Genomic DNA, 22,107 nt, shown 5'->3' on the forward strand with positions numbered 1-22,107 from the left:
ATGACCATTCTAAGTCTTTTAATCCTTGACCTGCCACATAATCGTGGAAATGTTGGTCAGCTACTTGCATACTTTCTGCTTTATATTCTGATGTAATATTAGTATCAGCTGTTTTTACTATTAATTTGTAAGTATATAATTCTGGTGCTTTTTCATCTGTTGCCATGAATGTCATTGTATCAAAATCATATGACCATTCTAAGTCTTTTAATCCTTGACCTGCCACATAATCGTGGAAATGTTGCTCAGCTGCTTGCATACTTTCTGCTTTGTATTCTGAAGTAATATTTGTATCTGCTGTTTTTACTTCTAATTTATAAGTAGTTTTCTGCTCTTGTGCTTCAACTGGATTATTTTGAGTTTGTGCGTTTACTGATGTTACTACTGGCATTCCTGCTGCTGCAACAGTTAATGCTGCAACTGAAGTTAATAATAATTTTTTCATTTATTATACCTCTTTCTTTTTTGTTTTTTATTTTTTATTTTTCTAGCGACGGCTGGAAAGCTTTTTGCATTCCTTACTTTTAATATTAACAAACTTCTAAATAATTTTCAAGGCTTTTTAAAGATAAAATTTAAAAACTTTAGGAATTCTTTAGAGTTTTGTTAATACTTAAGTTTGAATAAGCATTTAACTTTCTTCCGACATGAATAATTATAACTTTCTCTTAAAGAATAGCAAGTAAATCTAAAGTTTTTAAAGATACAATTCGGTTTCAAACATTACAAGTATTGTAATGTTTGATTCTTTAATATAAATCTTCCCTTAAGATTGGAATTTCGACCCGAAAGACAAGGTCTTGATCTTCCACAATTCCATAAGCTACCCCTTGATGAAGGGCAACCATATTGCGTACAATCGCTAACCCTAAGCCTGATCCCGGTTTTTGAGAGGTCCGTGAGCTGTCAGCTCGATAGGATCGTTCAAATACTCGTTCCAAATCTTCCTCATTCAATAAGGTGCCATTATTTCGAAACTCGATAACCACCCATTTTTCTGTTTTAATCGTATCCAGTCTGTTTTTTTGATAGCGAGTATATTTTTTATACTCTTGATCAGTCATTTCTGTCACTAATATTTTTTGATAAGTGGCACCTTCTCCGTATTTAAAAGTGTTGGTTATAAAGTTGTTAAATACTCTTACCATTTTTTCAGGATCAATTTCTAATACCAAGTCACTCGGTGTGACTTGACAGAACATTTCAATCCCTGCTTGCTTGGCTTGCAAATTAAAGTCAGCAAGCACCTGTTCTGTAAAAGCTTGCATAGCTATAGCTTGTTTATTAACTTTTGCAGTCGTTTGTTGGGTGGAGGTATATTCAAACAGATCATTGATTAAGACTTGCATACTTTTAGCTTTACTATGCACTGTTTTTATATAAGAGGCCAGTTCTTCTTGAGTTAAATCTGAGCTGTCTTGAATCAGTCTTAAATACCCAAGTATTGAGGTAAGTGGCGTTCGGATATCATGACCTATATTATTCATTAATTCATCTTTTGTTTTCTCGGTCTCGTCTCTTTCCTTAAAAGCTTGATTAATAGAGTCCATCAGGGTGTTCACATCCTGAGCCAAAGTGACATAGTCTCCAATTCCCTCATTGGGAATTCTCAGATCATACTTGCCTTTAGCCATGGCGGAAATATATTTACGAATATACCTTAAAGTAATCCGATTTCTTTCATGAATATATCTAAAAGTCACTGTAATAAATAAAGTAGCAAGATAAAGACCAATTAATATTTGATTACTTTTATTATAGAGTGTATATGCGATAATGTTATCTTTCAAATTTGTTTTAATGGTCCATCCCAAATTGAGTGTTAAAAAATTTAAGAGTTGTTGATAGCCAAACATTAGCACAAGATAAATAAAGGAAACGGTACCAGCTACTATAAACAGATTTATCGTCATTTCAATGCGGTCGCTTTTATTTAGTTTAAAACTTTTAAAAGAAGGAGTTAGTCCAGCCTTTTTTTCTTCATTCTTATTTATCAATCTTATAGCCCACTCCCCACACGGTTTGAATAACTTTCTCGCCGCCAGTTGCTTCTTCTATTTTATTTCTGAGGTTACTTACATGGACCATTACCGTTTTAGTAGAAGCAGAGGAATTATCCTTCCAAACACTATTAAGAATTTCATCAGCAGACCAAACTTTCCCCCTTTGCTCGGCAAGTAACTGTAAAATTTCAAATTCCAGACCTGTTACTTTAATTTCTTTTCCTTCAGCAGTCATCACTTGATGTCCTTTAGTATCGATTGTGACTGCTCCTAGATTAATAAAGTCTTTACTGTCTTTTTGCGCTAAAGAATGAGCATTCACACCTTGACGTCTTAAGATACTCTTGACTCTAGCGACTACCTCTAAAGGTTCAAAGGGTTTAGTAACATAATCATCGGCTCCTGCAAGCAAGCCAGAAATTTTATCGGTTTGAGTCTGATTAGCTGAAATAAAAATAACTGGAATATCTACATTTTTATGACGCATGGCTTCTAATACTTCCATCCCCGTCATTTTAGGCATCATAATATCTAAAAGAGCGATATCTAATTCAGGATGTAAGTTAATTATTTCTAAAGCTTCTTCTCCGTTATTAGCTAATATACACTCATATCCCTCATTACGCATATAAATATGTAATAAATCTAAAATTGCTTTGTCATCATCTGCAATTAATAACTTGACCATTTTCTTCCCTCCTCAATCTTTCTCTTCCATTATAGCCCAACTTTTTAAATTTATCTTTAAAAAGGGAAAAACCTGATCAGAAGATCTGACCAGGTTAATATAGATGGGATAGAGAAATTATTTAACTTCTACAGATCCACCAACTTCTTCAATTTTAGCTTTCAATTCTTCAGCGTCTTCTTTAGAAATGCCTTCTTTGATTGCTTTAGGAGCGTTGTCTACTAATTCTTTAGCTTCTTTCAAGCCCAAGCCAGTAGCTTCACGAACCACTTTGATTACTTTAATTTTAGCGTCGCCAGCTGAATTTAATACTACGTCAAATTCAGTTTGCTCTGCAGCAGCTTCGCCACCGCCAGCAGCAGGTCCAGCTGCAACAGCTACAGGAGCCGCAGCAGATACGCCAAATTCTTCTTCAATTGCTTCTACTAATTCGTTTAATTCTACAACTGTTGCTGATTTGATATCTTCAATAATTTGTTCAATATTTAATGCCATTTTGGTTTCCTCCAAATATTTTTTTAGTTTATATTGTACTTATGCGACGAGCGATCGATTTAGGCAGCACCTTTTTTGTCGATAATTCCGTTCAAAGCGTAAACCATTTGTTGTGCTGGGTTTGCTTGAGAAAGGACAGATGCCACATTGCGCATTGGCGCTTGCAATACAGATAGTAACATTGAAAGTAATTCTTCGCGACCAGGCATTTTCGCTACTTGTTCAATCATTTCTTTAGTAGCTGCTTGACCTTCAACAATTCCGCCACGAATTTCAAGAGTTTCATTGTCTTTAGCAAAGTTTGCTGAAATTTTCGCTGGATTTACGACGTCATCTGAGAAGACAATCGCTGAAGGACCCTTGAATAAATCTTGAGGAACTTCGATTCCTGCTTTTTCAGCCGCACGACGAAGCATTGTGTTTTTCACAACCTTCATTTGAACGCCTGCATCACGTAATTGTTTACGGTAGTCTGTTACTTCTTCAACCGTTAAGCCAAGATAATCCACTACAACGATTGTTGCAGAGTTTTTCATATCTTCAGCAATTTTTTCAATTTCTTGAGCCTTTGCATTTAATACTGCTTCTTTAACCATGTTTCTTCTTTCACCTCCATCAAATAGGTATAGAGATTTTTTAAAATTAAAAATCTCTATGTCACCTAGACATAGAGATAGCTTCCTGTTTAACGGGAACTTCCTCGGTAAGAAATTAAGGCTTAGCCACTTACTGTCTTAGGTCGTTTAAAATACTTATTTATCATAGTGATAAACAAATTATTTGTCAATATGAAATTATAAACTTTCGACGTTAATCTTGATTCCGGGTCCGAAAGTGGTTGCTAAAGCTAAATTAGTAATATAAGTTCCTTTAGCTGTAGCTGGCTTCACACGCATAATTTGCTCATGAAGTGCTTTGAAGTTTTCCACTAATTTTTCATCTTCAAAAGATACTTTACCAATTGGAACATTCACGATACCTGCTTTATCTGCACGGTAAGTTACTTGTCCAGCCTTGATATCGTTAACGGCTTTGGTTACGTCCATTGTAACGGTACCTGTTTTAGGGTTTGGCATTAAGCCTTTAGGTCCTAAGACACGACCCAAACGTCCAACTTGTCCCATCATATCTGGGGTAGCTACCATTACGTCGAAATCTAACCAACCACCGTTGATTTTATTAATTAGATCTTCTTCACCAACAAAGTCTGCTCCAGCAGCTTCTGCTTCAGCGGCTTTTTCACCTTTTGCAATAACTACCACTGTTTGTGTTTTACCTGTTCCATGTGGTAGCACCATTGCGCCACGAATTTGTTGGTCTGCTTTTTTAACATCGATATTTAAATTGTAAGATACTTCAACAGAGGCATCAAATTTTGCAAAATCAATTTCTTTTGCTAATGCGACTGCTTCTGTTACATCATATTTCTTTGTACGGTCAACTTTTTCTCTTGCCGCTACATAGTTTTTGCTTTTCTTAGCCATTTGTTTTTCCTCCTATATTTGTGGTTATTCGGGGTTTCCCTCCCACACCCGATAGAAACGGGGCGAGAAGCTACCTTGGCGCTTAGTCTTCGACTGTAATCCCCATTGAACGGGCAGTTCCTTCAACCATACGCATAGCAGCTTCTACATCGGCTGCATTTAAGTCTGCCATTTTAATTTCTGCGATTTCACGGACTTGATCACGTGTAACCTTTCCGACTTTGTTCTTGTTAGGTTCACCTGAAGCCTTTTTCAAGCCAACAGCTTTTTTCAATAGGATTGGAGCTGGTGGTGTTTTAGTAATAAAGGTAAATGAACGGTCTTCATAGACATCAATAACAACTGGAATAATCATTCCTTGTTGATCTTGAGTACGTGCGTTAAATTCCTTCGTAAAGGACATGATATTAACGCCGGCTTGACCTAACGCTGGTCCTACTGGTGGAGCTGGGCTCGCTTGACCTGCAGGGATTTGTAATTTTACTTGAGTGACAACTTTTTTAGCCACGAATATTCCTCCTTATGTCAATTTTCGTGATGTGGTAATTGGAGCTTTTATCTTTTTTAAACTTGCTCCTCCCACCCAATGCATGGTTTGAATACATGCATTGCAATATTATAACGGAAGGCTTATGAGATTGCAAGAAGTTTTTAAATAGCTTTTTCTTGTTTCGGACATTTATTGATTAAGTAAATACAAGCAGCTACTAAAATAACCGTAACCACAAGACCCCCCTCAAATCCAAAGTCTCCACCATTGATCAAACTGGCCTCAGCTTTGGATTTAGTTAGTAATAGTGTACCCGGTAATACCAATCCACTCACTTGGACCCCAAAGACCACACCCATTATAAAATTCCAAAAGGAATGAGCAGCTCCTGTTAACCACATATTATCAGTAATATAGAATAATAAGGAAAAGAAAATACCGGCTAAGGCAATGTTAACTAAGGCTAAAACTGTAACTCCTGGATTGCCATAATGCAACAAACTAAAGAAGATGGAGTTTATCAAAATGGCAAGAGGAACTCCCCAAGCGGCTGCCAAGCCATTCATCAAGTAACCTCTCAAGAGGATTTCTTCAGACATTCCTTGGATCATAAAGCCGACTAATAAGAGGATAAACGCCACTCCATCGGCGTGAGGGTTCATTTGGACAGAGATCGTCCCCATCAAAAGATTAACTAAAAAAATAAAGAACATTAAGGCGGCAGCAATTACGACGCCCATCCCATATTTTTTTAGGAAATTATCTTTATAAAAGCCAAAGGAGTTAAGTCTGCGTCCTTGCAACCATTTAGCCAAAAGGACCGTTGTAATAATAGTAATAATCGTTAAAAATAGTTCTAAATAAACCATTAATGGCTCGTTTAACAGTGCTTGACCTACATCTTCGGTTAAAAAGGAATCACCAAATTTCATATAGATTAATGGACCAATTAAAAAAACTGAAATAAGTGAAGCAAATAGTAAACTAACAAGATTTATAAGCGCAGTAAAAGCAATAACCCTAAATGGTTTTTTGCCTGCTTGTTTCTGCGTCAACTGCATCGATTGATTGAAAGGCCAGTTCATAGTTTTCCTCCTATAAAAATCTAAAAAGTCTTTTGCTTTATTTGATAACGCAAGTAACGTATGTATACGGCTAAGGTCAGAATAAATACAACCGCAATCACAAGATAAAAGAAGTTATGTCTTAATCCAAAGGATGAACGAGGATAATGATGATAGAGTAGCCCTAATTGAAAGATTAAAACAGCCGGCATAATTGCCTGGTTACCATAACGTGCATACAAGTAACTACTTCCGGCTGCAATAGCAAGAATTAAAAGGCAAGCAAGTGCTATCATCCACCCATTATGACTGTTTAATCCTTTACTCACTAAATAGCTATAAAAAATATGGGCCGTCATACTGATCAACCAACCGGTATGAAGACCAATGGGAAGCTTTAATAGCCAACTTGGTTCGTTCAGGGAGCTTTTATATGAAATTAATTTCATAAAAGAAATAATCCGTCTCAAATAGAGCACCATAAGGATGAAGGTAAATAAATATAATTGTTGCGACCATATCAAAAGATAGACTGTATGGTAAAAAGATAATTCAACTAATTTGGGAGCCACTAACAGTGAATAACTCTGATCAAAAGTTGTAAAAGCCTGTCTCCGTTGTCCCGCAAATAAACCAAACGCTTCCCATAGAATAATGATTGGCCAGAGATAAAAAGTGAATTCTACAGGAAGCAAAACATGAGGAACTTCCTCTAAGACTTGGTTCAAGCTGATGGATTCGATAAAACTGGCATCAAAAACCAACTGTAAGCACAAAACCAAGAGATACATCACCATGGCTAAACGAAAATAGAGGATGTGGTGGTCAGTCTTTTGTTTCATGAAACCACCTAATTAAAGATTGTCTTTGCGCACTTGCATAAAGTCCAATTCGGCTACTGTTTCACGACCAAACATTTCAATAACTACTTTAAGTTTTTGATTTTCTTCACTGATTTCTTCGATTTCTCCAGTCATTCCTGAGAAAGCGCCATCGATAATTTCAACTAAATCGCCCACTTCAACTTCTAATTGAACTTTCTGAGCAGGCTTATCCCCCAAGATCGCTTCCATTTCCTCAGGTAAAAGAGGTGCCGGCTTAGATCCAGCGCCATGTGAGCCTACAAATCCAGTCACGCCTGGCGTATTACGAACAATAAACCAAGACTCATCAGACATCACCATTTCAACTAACACATAACCTGGGAAGGTCTTTTGAATCTTTGTTTTCTTCTCTCCATCTTGCATTTCGGTTACCTCTTCTTCAGGTACTACCACATTGAAGATAAAGTCTTCCATATTCATACTTTCTGCTCGCATCATAATATTCTCTTTTACTTTATTCTCATAACCAGAATAAGTATGCAAAACGTACCATTCCTTATTAGATTCCATAGTTAAATCTCCTTTAATTAATTTCTTGTAAAATAAAAAACCTACAAGGGTGTAGGTTTTATTTGTATTCTATTATAACATGCTTAAGCAAATAATAAATATTTTTATGATTATGCGCCTAGACTAATTAACCAGTCGATGAAATTGCCAAATACAAAATCTGTTAAAGCAAAGTATAATCCAAAGAAAATAATCATCATAATTACGGTCCAAGTAAATTTATTTACTTGCTTAGCTGTAGGCCAAGTTACTTTTTTCATTTCTTGGGCAATGCCTTTAATGTAACTCATTATATTCCTCTTTTCTATTTGGTTTCTCTATGAATCGTGTGTTTATTACAATTCTTGCAGAATTTCTTAATTTCTAATCGAGTGGTTTGGCCCGCTTGAGTTGGTATCATTTGATAATTACGGTTTCCACATTCACTACAAGCTAGTGACGCTTTCTTTTGAGCCATTTTCCCACCTCCGTCTTTTGTTTAGAATCATTAAGAATGATAAATAGAAATCTTTTAAATGTCAAGCTTAGCTTAGCATTTACTATCTTAATTCAATTTATCTTTAACCTCTTCAACAAATTTTTTACGCCCGGAACTACGGTAGAAATTTTGATAATGATCCGGTTCTTTGCGGTGAAAGTCTTGGTGATAGTCCTCTGCAAGGTAAAATGTTTGGGCTGGACTGATTGGCACAACAATCGGCTTTTTGAAAACTTGTGACGCTTCAAGTTCTGCTTTCGATTGTTCGGCTTCTTCCTTTTGGGCTTGGGTACTATAAAAAATTTCTGGTCGGTAAGAGGAGCCTCGATCACCGAACTGTCCATCTTTATCAGTCGGATCGACTGAAGACCAATAAATTTTTAGAAGTTCTTGATAGCTTATTTTACTAGGATCGTATTCGATTTTGACAACTTCTGCATGACCCGTTTGTCCTGAGCAGACTTCTTCATAGGTAGGATTCACACTATCTCCACCCGTATAGCCAGAAGCTACAGAGATAACACCATCTCTTTCATCAAATGGATGAACCATGCACCAAAAACAACCTCCTGCAAAAATCGCCGTTTCTTTATTTTCCATAATTTTACCTCCCTTATTTAATTAAATAAATCCGTAAAGAATTTTCGAACAGCATTCCAAGTATTTTCGCCAGTATTTTGAACATTTCGCCAAGTTTTTTCTAAGATATTGGCTTCTTCGATATCTTCTGCTACTTTTACTGGCACATAATTTCCTCTACCGGACTTTAGAATAGGTAGACGATAATCAGCTATATCAACTTGCATTTTCCCTACAACCTTGCCTGCTTTAACAGGCGCTTTAACGTGATAATTGGTCACTTCTTGATTAGCTGTAAATTGATAAACCAGTCGTGGGGCCGTATCAATAATTGGTACCACTAATTGTAAGTTTGATCCATACATTAATTGTAACTTATTAACTTTGCCATTTTCCACTTTAATGGAGTCTAGGTGAGTAGCTAATGCATTTTCTTCAATAACTGTTTCAATGCGGAAGATATTTTGGGCCCTTTCAATCAATTCTCTACTAACTTGATAAAGTTTTTCGTTTTCACTGACACCTAATACCACTACTATTAGGCGTAAATCATTCTTTTCTGTCGTTGCAACTAAATTATAACCATCTTCTTCTGATTTACTGGCAGTCAAACCATCAACATTCTCCATAGCATAAAGTGAATTAGCACTTTCAATTAGCAGATTGGGATTGGTCATTTCAAACTCATCGCTCGTATCTTCTTGAAAAAGCTTTTGATAAATCTGACTAGCTTCCATGCATTCAGGGTATTCATTAATCAGATGATAGGCTATGGTAGCAACTGTTTGAGCAGTCATTTTGTTAGTTCGCCCTTGATAAATGCTTTCAGAATCACCCACTTGATAACGATCACTCACTCCAGTCACATTTATTAAATCAAAATCTTCTTCTCCCCATTCATTTAACTGTTCTTTCATTTGCTTAAGTGTTTCTGCTTCGGATCCGGTTAATTCTTCTGCTAAGGCTAAGGCCGCTCCTCTGGCAGCATTTAAACTAACAGCTTCCATTAAATCTTTTAAGGAATAAGACAAGTCTTGTCTTAAAGGAACATTCGGCAAATTATAATCTTGACTCAAAGCGTAAACCTCGTCCGATATCCATACCTCTTGATCACTGTCCAACTGACCTTGATCAATGGCTTGATACACCCTATATAATAAAAGTAATTGACTAAAAGAACCCACTTCAACTAGCTGGTCCACTTCATGCTTATAAAGGATTTGCCCATTGAGGCCGTCTACAATATAGGCCCCCTTTACTTCCTCAAAAACAGGCATCGCGTTTACCAGATTTTCAGCTATACTTTCTTCCGGCAGAGTATCCATTTCTTGCAAGGAAGCCTCATCAGTGGGATTTGAATCTTTCGATGTAGTCACAGCATAACCATCAGTTGATAGAAAGTTATTCATAAGTAATCCTAAGACAAGTATCCTTTTAATACCGTTTATAAGCAATGTTAGGCTCCACTCCTCACTCTTTAAGCTCATTTAAAAGTTGCTTTTTCTATTATACCCAACTGAATAAAAAAAGGTAGTTCTCACTTTCCTATTAAAATAAGCTTTTCCTAATTTAGATACAGAGTTATTCAATTGTTAGCAGCTTTTAATTTTACTTGTCTTTTTTAAGTAAAAAATGATAGAAATTAATAAAAAAGTATCAAAGTCTATTGCAGTAGGCTTTGATACTTTAGTTTATCTTTATCTTGAATAGTTTGGTGCTTCCTTGGTGATATTAATGTCATGTGGGTGAGATTCAATCAGTCCTGCACCAGACATTCTTACAAATTGTGCTTCCTCACGCAATTCTTTAAGGTTAGCTGAACCGGTATAACCCATACCAGATCTTAAACCTCCAACCATTTGGAAGATAACATCTTCAACGGCACCTTTATATGCAACACGTCCTTCAATACCTTCAGGAACCATTTTGTTGGCTTCTGATTTTGATTGGAAGTAACGATCACTTGATCCTGAACGCATAGCAGCTAAAGAGCCCATGCCACGATAAGATTTGTATTTTCTACCTTGATAAATTTCCATTTCACCTGGTGATTCATCTGTTCCTGCTAACATAGAGCCGAGCATAGCCGCATGCCCACCCGCTGCAAGCGCCTTAACAATATCACCTGAATACTTAATGCCGCCATCAGCAATAATGGTCTTACCAAATTCTTTTGCTGCTGAAGCACATTCATAGATAGCAGTTAGTTGAGGAACTCCTACTCCGGCTACTACACGAGTTGTACAAATTGAACCAGGTCCGATACCCACTTTTACAATATCAACACCAATTTCAAATAAAGCGCGTGTCGCTTCGGCTGTTGCTACGTTACCAGCAATAATGGTTACATCTGGGTAAGCCTCTCTGATTTCTTTGACTTTACGAATCACGCCTTCAGAATGCCCGTGAGCGGTATCAATTACAATCGCATCAACTTGTTCTTTAATTAAGGCTTCTGCCCTTTCAAATGTATCACTAGTTATTCCAATGGCTGCCGCCACTAATAGTCTACCATGTTGATCTTTAGCAGCTTGAGGATATTGAATGACTTTCTCAATATCTTTTATAGTAATTAGACCTGAAAGACGTCCTTCATCATCTACTAGTGGTAATTTTTCAATCCGATTTTTATAAAGAATCTTTTCAGCTTCTTCTAGTGAAGTGCCAATGGCTGCTGTTACCAGATTCTCATGAGTCATGTGAGAGCCAATATTATCTTGATAATTTTCAATGAAACGCATGTCACGATTTGTAATAATACCTACAAGTGTCAAATCGTCTTCACTTTTTACAATTGGAACACCTGATATGCGGTAATGACTCATTAAATCTTCTGCTTCTTGCAATAGATTCTCAGGAGTTAAATAAAATGGGTCCAAGATAACGCCATTTTCCGAACGTTTTACTTTTCGTACTTCGTTTGCTTGATCTTCAATAGACATATTCTTATGGACAACACCTAATCCTCCCTGTCTGGCTATAGCAATCGCCATGTTCCCATCCGTTACGGTATCCATACTGGCTGATAAGATGGGAATATTTAGTTTTAAATTAGGGGCTAATTGGACTGATAAATCGACATCATTTGGTAATACCTCACTATGAGCTGGAACTAACAAGACATCATCAAATGTGTAACCTTCACGCGCAAATTTTGTTTCCCAAGATGACATTATTTTCCTCCTATATGTTTTTGATTCTCTACAAGCGATTCGACGATAATTTCCAACTAATTTAACATGTTAGTGGGAATGAAACAAGTTTTTTGCAGATGTTAGATTATGAGAAGTATTTAATGTTCGTCTTTTTATCAAACAGCATGCCCTTAAAAGAGTCCACCAACTATTTTCCACTTTCTCTTTAAGTAATAACGTAAGACCAAAGTAATTACACCCAGTATGATATAGCCCATAGGCGGTAAAATTGGGTTAATTACCGGCGGTATAAAGGCTTGACTTAACATAATTAAACCAATCCAAGCCATCATTGCAATTGTAGATGCCATGAAATAGCGCCCATAACCCTTTTGCCCTTTAGGAGCATCCAAGTCTGGTAAGACTTTTGCTGTTCGCATCATCGCATAACCACCGATAGCATAATTGAGGATAACTGTTAGGATACCCATATAGAAATTTTCTTGAACATTTGAACTCCCACTTAAACCAAATACACCCGTTATTAGGGTGAAAATAGCTCCTAACATTAACCCACCATCGACAGCAATTTGCCAATCTGGTGACTTCTCTTTTTCTTCATGCTCTTTTACTGCTTTACTAATAATAATCTGACTAGTTTCACTAGGCGTTCCATAAATATGTTTAGCAGTATGACCATCTTTTTGCCCTTCTAAAAGTGTATCTACCATTTCCAAATAAACTACTTGACAATTTGCTTGTGATATTTGTTCTTCTTTTAAGTAGCGATCAATGTCTAGCATAAATTTTAGATTGCGTTTGGTTAACTGGTCCACCTTTTCTTGTGGTACCCCAGTTAATATCGAGCTTTCTTGACTTTCAACAACCACTTGATTTTCAAGTGGTTGGCTATTTGAGACTTCTTCTACAACTTTTTCTTCTTGCTGATCTTTCATTGAATTTCCTCCTATACATTAAAGCGAAAGAGCATAATGTCTCCATCTTTAACTATATACTCCTTACCTTCTGAGCGATAGAGGCCTTTTTCTTTTACTGCTTGCTCAGAGCCATACTTCACTAAATCATCATAAGCCATGGTCTCTGCACGAATAAATCCGCGTTCAAAATCTGAGTGAATCACACCGGCTGCTTGTGGTGCCTTCATTCCTACTTTAAAAGTCCAAGCTCGAACTTCTTTTTCACCGGCTGTAAAATAAGTTCCCAAACCAAGCAATTTATAAACTGATTGAATTAAGCGGTCAAGACCTGAAGTTTTTAAACCGTAATCTTCTAAGAAACTGGTCTTTTCTTCATCATCTAGTTCTGCAATCTCTTCTTCTAAACGAGCGGAAACAGGAACAACTTCTGCGCCTTGCTGGTCAGCTAATTCACGAACTTTTGCTAAGAACGGGTTTCCTTCTGGATTGCTAACTTCTTCTTCACCTATATTGGCAACATAAAGCATTTTCTTACGTGTTAACAAGAACAAGTTATTGACGTAAGGTAATTGTTCATCGTAAAACTCCACACTATTAGCTAATTGGTTGTGTTCCAAAGCCTCTTTTAATTTTAAAAGTACTTCATGCTCAGCAACAGCCTCTTTATCTTTAGTACGTGCTAACTTTTCAACTTTAGTAATTCGTTTTTCAATTGTTTCTAAATCTGCCAAAATCAGCTCTAAGTTAATGGTTTCAATATCTTCAATCGGATCAACTTTACCTGAAACGTGAGTAATATTAGAGTCTTCAAAACAACGCACAACGTGACAAATGGCATCTACTTGGCGGATATTGGCTAAGAATTTATTACCCAGCCCTTCCCCTTTACTCGCTCCTTTTACTATCCCTGCGATATCGGTGAATTCTATTGTAGTCGGGATGGTTTTTTTTGGTTTGACAAGGCGAGTAATCTCTGTCAAACGTTCATCAGGGACTTCCACAACCCCTACGTTAGGATCAATAGTAGCGAAAGGATAATTTGCCGCTTCCACTCCAGCTTTAGTAATTGCATTAAATAAAGTTGATTTGCCCACATTTGGTAGTCCCACAATTCCTGCTGTTAATGCCATAATTTCACTCTCTTTCTAAAGGTTTACTTCTTGATGTTTTTTAAGAATTTTTTTCATCTTCTTTTCAAAGTCACGGCGTGTCATGGTAACAATATGCTGACAATTTTCACAACGTATACGAATATCCATACCCATTCGTATAATTTGCCAGCGATTAGTTTGACAAGCATGTGGCTTTTTCATTTCTACTATATCGAACTTATCGTAAGCTTTTGGATCCATTTTGACCCTCCTATTTGTCACTATTTAAACTTGAATGTTAAGTAAGTCTAGAATTCTTGTCAAATCTGAATCGTTGACGAATTCTAATTCAATTTTTCCCTTGTTTCCTTTTGAAACAATTTTAGCGGGTGTCCCAAACTTTTCTTCCATTTGATTTTCAATTGCTAACCAAAGTGGTGATTTATTTTCGGTTCGTCCCTTTTTCGTCATTTTTGGTAATGATTGATTATATTTTTGTACTACTTCTTCTAACTGACGCACTGTAAGCTGTTCTTTAACAACTTTTTTAGCTAAATTCTCCATCTGACTCTTATCTTTTAACCCTAAAATGGTGCGTGCTTGGCCCATGGATAGTTTTTCTTCATTTACTAACTGTTTAATTGGATCTGGCAATTGAAGTAAACGAATATAATTGGCTATATAAGGGCGACTTTTCCCAATACGTTCAGCAACTTCTGCTTGCGTTAATTTTAAACGTTCCATTAGCATATCATATGCTTCTGCTTCTTCTAAAGGACTCAAATCTTCTCTTTGCAAGTTCTCTATTACAGCAATCTCAATCATTGCTTCTTCATCAAGTTCTCTAACAATTGCTGGAATGGTTGTTTTGCCTGCCAATTTAGAAGCACGTACCCTACGCTCTCCTGCAATAATTTCATATCCTTTAATAGAGGATTTTCTAATAATAATAGGTTGGAAAACACCCGTTTGACGAATCGATTCCGCTAACTCATTCAAAGCATTGAGATCAAAGTGTTTTCTAGGTTGGTAGGGATTTGGACGAATATCTTCTAATTTAATTTCGGTGACCATTTCGTGATCGTTAGGTACTTCTTCATAAGCTGAACTAAAGAGAGCTTCCATTCCACGACCTAGTCCACCTTTTTTTGGTTTATTGGCCATTATTGATCACTTCCTCTGCCAATTCTTTATACATGATGGCTCCTCTAGATTTTGGGTCATAATCAATTACTGACAAACCATAAGATGGAGCCTCTGACAAACGAATGTTTCGTGAAATTACCGTATCATATACTTTCTCTTGGAAGTATTTACGTACTTCATCAACTACTTCATAGCCCAAGTTCGTGCGCGCATCTAGCATAGTTATTAATACTCCTTCAATTCTGAATTGAGGATTTAATGACTTTTGAACTAAGCGGATTGTATTTAATAATTGACTTAAACCTTCTAAGGCATAATATTCTGCTTGAACCGGAATCAAAATTGTATCAGATGCTGTAAAGGCATTAATAGATAATTGCCCTAAGGACGGTGGACAATCTACTAAAAGATAATCATAATCTTGCTTTATTGATTCTACAGCTTCTTTTAAGCGAAATTCGCGGTCTTTAAAATTTACTAATTCAATTTCAGCAGCTGCTAAAGAAATAGTTGATGGGATAATATCTAGATTTTCTCTAGAAGTGGTTAAGATACTATCCTGAATAGGTACTCGATCGACCAGCACTTCATATAAGCTATAAGTCACATCGCCTCTTTCAATTCCTAAACCGGAAGTAGCATTTCCTTGAGAATCGGAGTCAATAACCAGTACCTTTTTCCCCATAAAGGCTAATGCTGCACCCAAATTAACAGTTGTCGTTGTTTTACCAACTCCGCCTTTTTGGTTGCCGATTGCAATCATTTTTCCCATATGCTTCCTCCTTTTATTTTATAGGCTGTTTGCTTGGCTTACCTGCTTTACGCGGGTATTTATTGGGAGTATCTAATGTTTTTTCTATTAATAATAGTGTTCTCTCACCTTCATCTTCAGGCAGATAAGTTTGCACCACTTGTTCTAACTTTGCTCCTAATGTTTTAATCGCCTTTTCAGCTTCTTTTAATTCCGTATTTGTTTGTTCATGGCTGCCTTTTAAAACTATAAATTTTCCACCTTTTTTTAGTAAAGGAAGACAGTACTCAGCTAAAACATTTAAAGGAGCTACTGCCCGAGCAGTCACTAAATCAAATTGTCCACGATAATTTGAATCTTGGCCCACATCTTCAGCCCTGCCATGGAGAAACTCTATTTGTTCAAGTTTTAAATTGGAACTTAAATCTTTTAAAAACTGAATACGTTTATTTAAAGAATCGATAATCGTCAGTTCAATTTCAGGATGAATAATTTTGATTGGTAAGCTTGGAAAACCTGCTCCCGCTCCTACATCACACATCTTCAAATAATAGTTCGCTAAAGGTAAATGCCACAGCGGCATTAAAGAATCATAGAAGTGTTTAAGATAAACTCCTTCTTTATCAGTAATAGCTGTCAGATTAACTTTTTGATTCCATTCAATTAACCACTGATAATAAGTGGAAAACTGTATCAGTTGATCGGGACTAATTGATAATCCTTGATCTTGCAATTTCTTTTTAAACTGATTTTCTTCCATATAATCCCTCTCATTTTGGTAATTGTGAAACAATGTTTCACAGCAACTTTACTTTACTAAAATAACTACTCAATAGCAACATCTATCCTTCAATAAATTTCGAAAGATAATTAAATTACTTAAATTTATAGTATCTGCTTTTTTCATTTTAAAAAGATCCCTTCTTAATTAGCTTGCTAATTGAGAAGAAGATCTTTATCTTTTTGGTGATTTTTAGTTGATTATTGATGAGATTCAATTTTTGCAATTTTACCCTGTTGAATATAGATTGAAAGAATGGCAATATCAGCCGGATTGACACCTGAAATTCGACTAGCCTGTCCAATGTTAGAAGGTCGAATTAATTTTAATCTTTCTCTTGCTTCAGTTGCTAAGCTATCCACTGCATCGTAATCTAGGTTTTCAGGAATTATTTTTTCTTCCATAGCTTTAACACGATCGACCTTATGGTTAGCTTTATTAATGTAGCCTGCATATTTGATTTGAATTTCAACTTGTTCTCCTACTTGTCGATTAACTTCAGTCATTAAAATAGGTAAAGCTTTAATCAATTCAAAATATTTAATTTCCGGTCTTTTTAAAAGTTCACTAGCTAAAATTCCATCTTTAAGTGGCGTTGAATTGATTCTTTCAAAATACTCTGTTAAACCCTCTGTACTTGGCTTAATACGAATAGACGCTAAGCGATCAAGTTCTGCTTTTACAGCAGCTTCTTTCGTTTTAAAATGCTGATAACGTGCTTCATCCACTAATCCAATTTTATAGGCTTTTTCTGTCAAACGGAAATCTGCATTATCATGACGTAGTAATAAACGGTATTCAGCCCGAGAAGTTAGCAAACGATAAGGTTCAGTCGTTCCTTTTGTTACAAGGTCATCAATCATAACACCAATGTAACCTTCTGAACGCGTTATAATAAAAGGGTCTTTGTCAAAAGCCTTATGGCAAGCATTGATTCCTGCAACAATTCCTTGTCCTGCTGCTTCTTCATAACCACTCGTTCCATTCATTTGACCGGCAGTGAATAAGCCAGGTAAATCTCGCACTTCTAAGGATAGCGTTAATTGATGGGGTACCACTACATCATATTCAATAGCATACCCTGCTCGCATCAATTTTGCTTCTTCTAAACCTTCTACTGAATGGAGCATCTCTAGTTGGACATCTTCTGGTAAAGAAGTTGACAAGCCTTGGACATACATTTCTTTAGTATTACGACCTTCAGGTTCGATAAACACTTGATGGCGTGGTTTGTCACTAAAACGAACTATTTTGTCTTCTATTGATGGGCAATACCTAGCCCCTACTCCTTCAACTATTCCCGAAAACATAGGTGCTTTATGCAAATTATTTCTAATTATATTATGCGTTTGACCATTGGTATGTGTCAACCAACAAGATATTTGATCTTGCAAATAATCTTTATCATCTGTCAAATAAGAAAAATGATTCGCTTTAATATCGCCAGGCTGTTCTTCTGTTTTGTCAAAATGGACTGAGTCATAATGCACTCGTGGAGGTGTTCCAGTTTTAAAACGAGTTAATTCAATCCCTAATTCCATTAAATGTTCAGACAGTTTAACAGAAGGTAGGGTGTTATTAGGACCGGAAGAATAGGCTAAATCTCCAATAATAATTTTTCCTCGTGAAGAAGTACCTGCCGTTAGAACTACAGATTTAGCACGATAAATAGCCCCCGAATTGGTAATAATACCGCGACATTGATTTTCTTCAATTAAAAGTCTTTCAACAAGTCCTTGTTTGAGGTCTAAATTATCTGTTTCTTCTAAGACTTGCTTCATTGTATTGGAGTAATGTTGCTTATCAGCTTGAGCTCTGAGTGCTTGAACTGCTGGTCCTTTACCGGTGTTTAAAAGACGCATTTGGATATAAGTCCTATCTATATTACGTCCCATTTCTCCACCCAGTGCATCAATTTCACGTACAACGACCCCCTTAGCAGGTCCACCAATTGATGGATTACATGGCATAAAGGCTACCATTTCTAGATTCATCGTAATTAAAAGTGTTTGAGCACCTAGTCGAGCTGAAGCTAAAGCTGCTTCCGAACCTGCATGCCCGGCTCCTACAACAATTACATCATATTGACCAGCTTCATATGTTTGCATTATATTTCACCTCTGTTTTTCATAAATTCAACCTGATGGTCGATTAAGTCACCCTTTTTATCATAAGCAAATTTAGCCCAAAAATAAGGTTTGTTTTCTAAGACCCATTGTAAAAAGAGATAATCCCCTTCCCAAATTGGTTTGTCCAAGATATCGTCATAATCCACCCACTCTAAAGTCCCTTCGTCACAGTCCTTTAATAGGTCTCCTTCAAAATCTGTCACTCTATAGACAAAAGAATACCAATCTCTATCATCATGGGTAAAATCTGGAAAAGTTATGAAACCTAAGGGGATTAAGCTTTTGGCCCTTAGACCCGTTTCTTCATAAATTTCACGAATTGCACACTCTTGAGGACTTTCTCCTGCTTCAAATTTTCCACCGACGCTAACCCATTTTCCTTTATGGATATCATTTTCTCTTTTATTACGGTGGAGCAATAATAACTGTTTTCCATTATCCAGATAACAAATTGTAGATAATTGTTGCATTATAGCTTTCCTACTTTCCTAAACAGAATTGACTAAATAACTTATCTAATAATTCATCTTGTACGCTATCACCTGTTATTTCGCCCAAAAGATCCCAGGCTCTAGTAAAATCTATTTGTACCAAATCAACAGGTACGTCTGCTTGACAAGCATTCACAACTTCGTCAAGCGCTTGAATTGCTTGCTTTAGTAAATTAGTATGACGTGAATTAAGTAAATAATTAATATCATTCGACTCTAAATTTCCCGTATAAAACAAATTTTCAATTCTTTCTTCTAGTAGATTTAATCCTTGATCTTTTAAGATTGAAATTGGGATGATTTCCTCTTTATTTACTACATTTGTCAACTTTGTAAAATCAATTTGACTCGGCAAATCGGTTTTATTTAATAAAATGATTCGCTTTTGATCCTTTGTCAAAGATAATAGTTCTTTGTCAATTTCTGTCAAAACTTCAGATTGATTTAAAATCAAAATAACTAAATCAGATTCTTCCATAATTTTACGACTTTTAGCCACACCAATTTGCTCTACCAATTCATCAGTTTGGCGAATGCCTGCTGTATCGATTAAATGTAGGGGGACTCCTTTGACATTGATGTATTCTTCAATAGTATCTCGAGTTGTTCCAGCGATATCAGTCACGATTGCTTTGTCAAATCCAGTTAAGTAATTTAGTAAACTCGACTTACCAACATTTGGTTTACCTATAATAGCTGTTCGTATTCCTTCACGGAAAAGACGGCTATTTTGAGCTTTTTTCAAAATTTGATTTATTTTATTTTTTACATATTGTGCTGTTTCTATAAGAGTTTGACTAGACATCTCTTCAACATCATCATATTCCGGATAATCAATCGTTACTTCAATTTGAGCTAAACTTTCAAGCATTTCTTGGCGCAATTGTCTAATTTGCTGAGATAGGGTTCCTTTTAATTGGTTTAGAGAAGCGTCCATAGCTTTACCTGTTTTAGCTTGAATTAAATCCATCAAAGCTTCTGCTTGTGACAAATCAATGCGACCATTTAGAAAGGCGCGCTTTGTAAATTCACCTGGTTCAGCCATGCGCGCACCTTCTAATAAACAACTTTCCAGGATTCGCTGCATAGCTACGATACCACCATGACAATTGATTTCTACTATGTCTTCACGTGTATAGGTTTTTGGTCCTTTTAAGATAGTGACCATTACTTCATCTAAGACTTTTTGATCCTTATCTACTATATGACCATAATGGATGGTATGACTTTCAACCTGACTCAAGTCTTTGCCTTTAAATATTTTTTTTATTATTGGCAAAGCATCCGGACCACTCATACGTACTATTCCAATAGCTCCCTCGCCAATTGCGGTTGAGATAGCTGCAATTGTGTCTAAAATATACATACTTAATACCCCCTTTAATCATAAAAAAAGTGCTCAACGAAAGATACCTAAGTTTTTTAGGTCATTCGAAAGCACTTTGACTGCCTGTCTATTTATCGTAGTAATTGTATCAAATCGTTATTCTTCTTGCAAGATAGGTGTGAAACTGTTTAGCTAAATTATATTTAAAAGAGAGTGTCTAGCTTTTTTTTAACATAAGCTCTCCAAAACATTTGCCTTAATAAAAACACCATTCCTCTAATTAAGAATGGTGATCTTCACTTATTCTAAGGTTAATTCTTCACTACTCAAAGGCGTTTGTGTATTACTACTATCTTCTTGCTTGACCCATTTGGGATCTATTTGATGAATTCCATTAGGAGGATAAGAAATGGCATTGAGTAGCATACCATTCCCAAATACTTCTAAACTCACTTGATTAACAGAGTAATAGTCAGCAATATTCACCATCATGGCAATTGCTACCGCTTTTTCACCTGCTGGATGTCGGTTTAAACTAGCAACGACACCACTTGAAAAATTGAGATGGGCTATTCCATTGGACTCATAAATATCAACCACTTGTATTTCGGGAGTAATCCATTGGTTATCGTAATAAAAGCGCTGAAAAGCTGTTGCTAGGGTATCGTTTGTTTGCCAGGCAAAGTTAACTGTCTCTTTTTGAATAAAAGGTTCTTCTGTTGAAGATTGAGGCATGTACCAATCCATTTTGCTTACTAACATTACATTATCTGTAATCGATTCTGCGAGATAATATTCCTCTTTATTTTCTTGCCATTGAGCAATAATCCCTTTATTAGCAGCAAATAGCTGATGTCTTTCGCCCTCTTCAAATTGAGTCACAACTTCAATCACTTCTTGATAGATTTGATCACCGATATTCACTTCTTTATATAAGCCGACGATTTTTGAAGGAATGTTACCGTCATATAACCATTCAGTTCCTACTTTTAAAGGAGATTGTAAAATGATTAGACCTTTTTCTAATTGATTAGCTTCTATTGAGTTTTTTAAATAATTAGTAAATCGATGCTCTTTTTCAAATTTTCCGTATAGTTCAATCACTTCAGTATTCCAACGATAGAGTTCAATGGTTTTTTCATCAGCTAGCGTCTCTCTCACTTGCATCTGTTGGCTTGTTTGATCCATATATTCAACATAGCTAGTTTTACCATTGGAAAGGATTTTTACTTGATTAGCATTATAAGGAAGAAAATTTTCTAAATTATAGTTTACATCTTCTCCTTCTTTAATCCACGAGTTAGGATCAATAACTACTTGGTCGGATGTATTGGCTTTCTTATTATTTATTTGATCTAGCTGTGTTTCTTTATTTTCTGCTTGTTTCTTCTCTATCTTCATTTGGTTTTCTTTACTCAATTTAATCATAGGTTCTTGTTTACAAGCTGATAAAGTAATAACAATTAACAAAAGCCAAAATATCTTTCTGCCAGACAGACTCAAATCCGTCACCTCCTAAAACAAGCTATATTATATCATAATTTTTATAACCTTCTAATATAATTTTACTAATGCTTCGTTTTAAAAATAAGTCCATTGATTTATTCATGATAATTTTCAATTATGACTAAACATTTATAAAAA

25 protein-coding genes and 1 other annotated feature are annotated in these 22,107 nt (G+C 36.0%); all 25 genes read right to left on the reverse strand.

Annotation, left to right across the window (positions count from 1 at the left end; translation table 11 throughout):
- Window positions 1-445, reverse strand: a 445-nt coding sequence (locus ACQV2S_RS04045) for a hypothetical protein (protein WP_428885058.1), incomplete at its 3' end; no start/stop codon positions are given.
- Window positions 446-749: 304 nt separating this feature from the next.
- The gene (locus tag ACQV2S_RS04050; protein ID WP_428885059.1) at window positions 750-1,997 is read right to left on the reverse strand and encodes a sensor histidine kinase; all 1,248 of its coding nucleotides are present in this window, start codon (window positions 1,995-1,997) and stop codon (window positions 750-752) included.
- Window positions 1,987-2,691 carry a response regulator transcription factor gene (locus ACQV2S_RS04055; protein ID WP_428885060.1) on the reverse strand — a complete coding sequence of 235 codons (705 nt, stop codon included), beginning with the start codon at window positions 2,689-2,691 and terminating at the stop codon, window positions 1,987-1,989. Before ACQV2S_RS04055 ends, ACQV2S_RS04050 begins: the two co-directional genes overlap by 11 nt.
- A 117-nt stretch (window positions 2,692-2,808) precedes the next feature.
- On the reverse strand, window positions 2,809-3,186 hold the full coding sequence (gene rplL, locus ACQV2S_RS04060; RefSeq protein WP_428874540.1) for a 50S ribosomal protein L7/L12: 378 nt from the start codon (window positions 3,184-3,186) through the stop codon (window positions 2,809-2,811).
- A gap of 59 nt (window positions 3,187-3,245) precedes the next feature.
- Window positions 3,246-3,782, reverse strand: a complete 537-nt coding sequence (gene rplJ, locus ACQV2S_RS04065) for a 50S ribosomal protein L10 (RefSeq protein ID WP_428874539.1) — start codon at window positions 3,780-3,782, stop codon at window positions 3,246-3,248.
- A gap of 38 nt (window positions 3,783-3,820) precedes the next feature.
- Window positions 3,821-3,943, reverse strand: a sequence feature (ribosomal protein L10 leader region).
- Window positions 3,944-3,980: 37 nt separating this feature from the next.
- A complete protein-coding gene (gene rplA / locus ACQV2S_RS04070; protein WP_428874538.1) occupies window positions 3,981-4,670 on the reverse strand; it encodes a 50S ribosomal protein L1 in 690 nt (229 codons plus the stop codon).
- 82 nt (window positions 4,671-4,752) lie between these two features.
- Complete coding sequence (gene rplK / locus ACQV2S_RS04075) at window positions 4,753-5,178, reverse strand: 50S ribosomal protein L11 (RefSeq protein WP_428874537.1); 426 nt, start codon at window positions 5,176-5,178, stop codon at window positions 4,753-4,755.
- A gap of 143 nt (window positions 5,179-5,321) precedes the next feature.
- Window positions 5,322-6,245 carry a lysostaphin resistance A-like protein gene (locus ACQV2S_RS04080; RefSeq protein WP_428885061.1) on the reverse strand — a complete coding sequence of 308 codons (924 nt, stop codon included), beginning with the start codon at window positions 6,243-6,245 and terminating at the stop codon, window positions 5,322-5,324.
- A 20-nt stretch (window positions 6,246-6,265) separates the two neighbouring features.
- Entirely contained in the window at window positions 6,266-7,066 is an 801-nt protein-coding gene (locus ACQV2S_RS04085; protein ID WP_428876486.1) for a hypothetical protein, read from the reverse strand.
- A 12-nt stretch (window positions 7,067-7,078) separates the two neighbouring features.
- On the reverse strand, window positions 7,079-7,618 hold the full coding sequence (gene nusG / locus ACQV2S_RS04090) for a transcription termination/antitermination protein NusG (RefSeq protein ID WP_428873018.1): 540 nt from the start codon (window positions 7,616-7,618) through the stop codon (window positions 7,079-7,081).
- A gap of 110 nt (window positions 7,619-7,728) precedes the next feature.
- Window positions 7,729-7,908, reverse strand: a complete 180-nt coding sequence (secE, locus tag ACQV2S_RS04095) for a preprotein translocase subunit SecE (RefSeq protein ID WP_090289890.1) — start codon at window positions 7,906-7,908, stop codon at window positions 7,729-7,731.
- A 14-nt stretch (window positions 7,909-7,922) separates the two neighbouring features.
- The gene (gene rpmG, locus ACQV2S_RS04100) at window positions 7,923-8,075 is read right to left on the reverse strand and encodes a 50S ribosomal protein L33 (protein WP_258436941.1); all 153 of its coding nucleotides are present in this window, start codon (window positions 8,073-8,075) and stop codon (window positions 7,923-7,925) included.
- A gap of 87 nt (window positions 8,076-8,162) precedes the next feature.
- Window positions 8,163-8,696 carry a peptide-methionine (S)-S-oxide reductase MsrA gene (gene msrA, locus ACQV2S_RS04105; protein ID WP_428885062.1) on the reverse strand — a complete coding sequence of 178 codons (534 nt, stop codon included), beginning with the start codon at window positions 8,694-8,696 and terminating at the stop codon, window positions 8,163-8,165.
- A gap of 17 nt (window positions 8,697-8,713) precedes the next feature.
- Window positions 8,714-10,084 carry a D-alanyl-D-alanine carboxypeptidase gene (locus ACQV2S_RS04110; protein WP_428875084.1) on the reverse strand — a complete coding sequence of 457 codons (1,371 nt, stop codon included), beginning with the start codon at window positions 10,082-10,084 and terminating at the stop codon, window positions 8,714-8,716.
- Between the two features lie 288 nt (window positions 10,085-10,372).
- Window positions 10,373-11,848: an IMP dehydrogenase gene (gene guaB, locus ACQV2S_RS04115; RefSeq protein ID WP_428875083.1), complete on the reverse strand. Its 1,476-nt coding sequence runs from the start codon at window positions 11,846-11,848 to the stop codon at window positions 10,373-10,375.
- 152 nt (window positions 11,849-12,000) lie between these two features.
- Window positions 12,001-12,765: a DUF1129 domain-containing protein gene (locus tag ACQV2S_RS04120; RefSeq protein WP_428885063.1), complete on the reverse strand. Its 765-nt coding sequence runs from the start codon at window positions 12,763-12,765 to the stop codon at window positions 12,001-12,003.
- 11 nt (window positions 12,766-12,776) lie between these two features.
- The gene (gene ychF / locus ACQV2S_RS04125) at window positions 12,777-13,877 is read right to left on the reverse strand and encodes a redox-regulated ATPase YchF (protein WP_428873027.1); all 1,101 of its coding nucleotides are present in this window, start codon (window positions 13,875-13,877) and stop codon (window positions 12,777-12,779) included.
- 15 nt (window positions 13,878-13,892) lie between these two features.
- Window positions 13,893-14,099: a DUF951 domain-containing protein gene (locus tag ACQV2S_RS04130; RefSeq protein WP_428873029.1), complete on the reverse strand. Its 207-nt coding sequence runs from the start codon at window positions 14,097-14,099 to the stop codon at window positions 13,893-13,895.
- 24 nt (window positions 14,100-14,123) lie between these two features.
- A complete protein-coding gene (locus ACQV2S_RS04135; RefSeq protein ID WP_428873031.1) occupies window positions 14,124-15,002 on the reverse strand; it encodes a ParB/RepB/Spo0J family partition protein in 879 nt (292 codons plus the stop codon).
- Entirely contained in the window at window positions 14,992-15,756 is a 765-nt protein-coding gene (locus tag ACQV2S_RS04140) for a ParA family protein (RefSeq protein WP_428873033.1), read from the reverse strand. The genes ACQV2S_RS04135 and ACQV2S_RS04140 overlap by 11 nt, the downstream gene beginning before the upstream one ends.
- 13 nt (window positions 15,757-15,769) lie before the next feature.
- A complete protein-coding gene (gene rsmG, locus ACQV2S_RS04145) occupies window positions 15,770-16,495 on the reverse strand; it encodes a 16S rRNA (guanine(527)-N(7))-methyltransferase RsmG (RefSeq protein ID WP_428885064.1) in 726 nt (241 codons plus the stop codon).
- 221 nt (window positions 16,496-16,716) lie between these two features.
- Window positions 16,717-18,624, reverse strand: a complete 1,908-nt coding sequence (gene mnmG / locus ACQV2S_RS04150; RefSeq protein WP_428881930.1) for a tRNA uridine-5-carboxymethylaminomethyl(34) synthesis enzyme MnmG — start codon at window positions 18,622-18,624, stop codon at window positions 16,717-16,719.
- Window positions 18,624-19,115: an NUDIX hydrolase gene (locus tag ACQV2S_RS04155; protein ID WP_428885065.1), complete on the reverse strand. Its 492-nt coding sequence runs from the start codon at window positions 19,113-19,115 to the stop codon at window positions 18,624-18,626. The genes mnmG and ACQV2S_RS04155 overlap by 1 nt, the downstream gene beginning before the upstream one ends.
- 10 nt (window positions 19,116-19,125) lie before the next feature.
- Entirely contained in the window at window positions 19,126-20,502 is a 1,377-nt protein-coding gene (gene mnmE, locus ACQV2S_RS04160; RefSeq protein WP_428885066.1) for a tRNA uridine-5-carboxymethylaminomethyl(34) synthesis GTPase MnmE, read from the reverse strand.
- A gap of 261 nt (window positions 20,503-20,763) precedes the next feature.
- Window positions 20,764-21,966 (reverse strand): hypothetical protein, encoded by a 1,203-nt coding sequence (locus ACQV2S_RS04165; RefSeq protein ID WP_428885067.1) that lies wholly within the window; start codon window positions 21,964-21,966, stop codon window positions 20,764-20,766.
- Window positions 21,967-22,107 lie beyond the last annotated feature (141 nt).

The sequence above is a fragment of the Facklamia sp. P13064 genome, from assembly GCF_050409425.1.
In the GTDB taxonomy this organism is placed as follows: Bacteria; Bacillota; Bacilli; order Lactobacillales; family Aerococcaceae; genus Facklamia.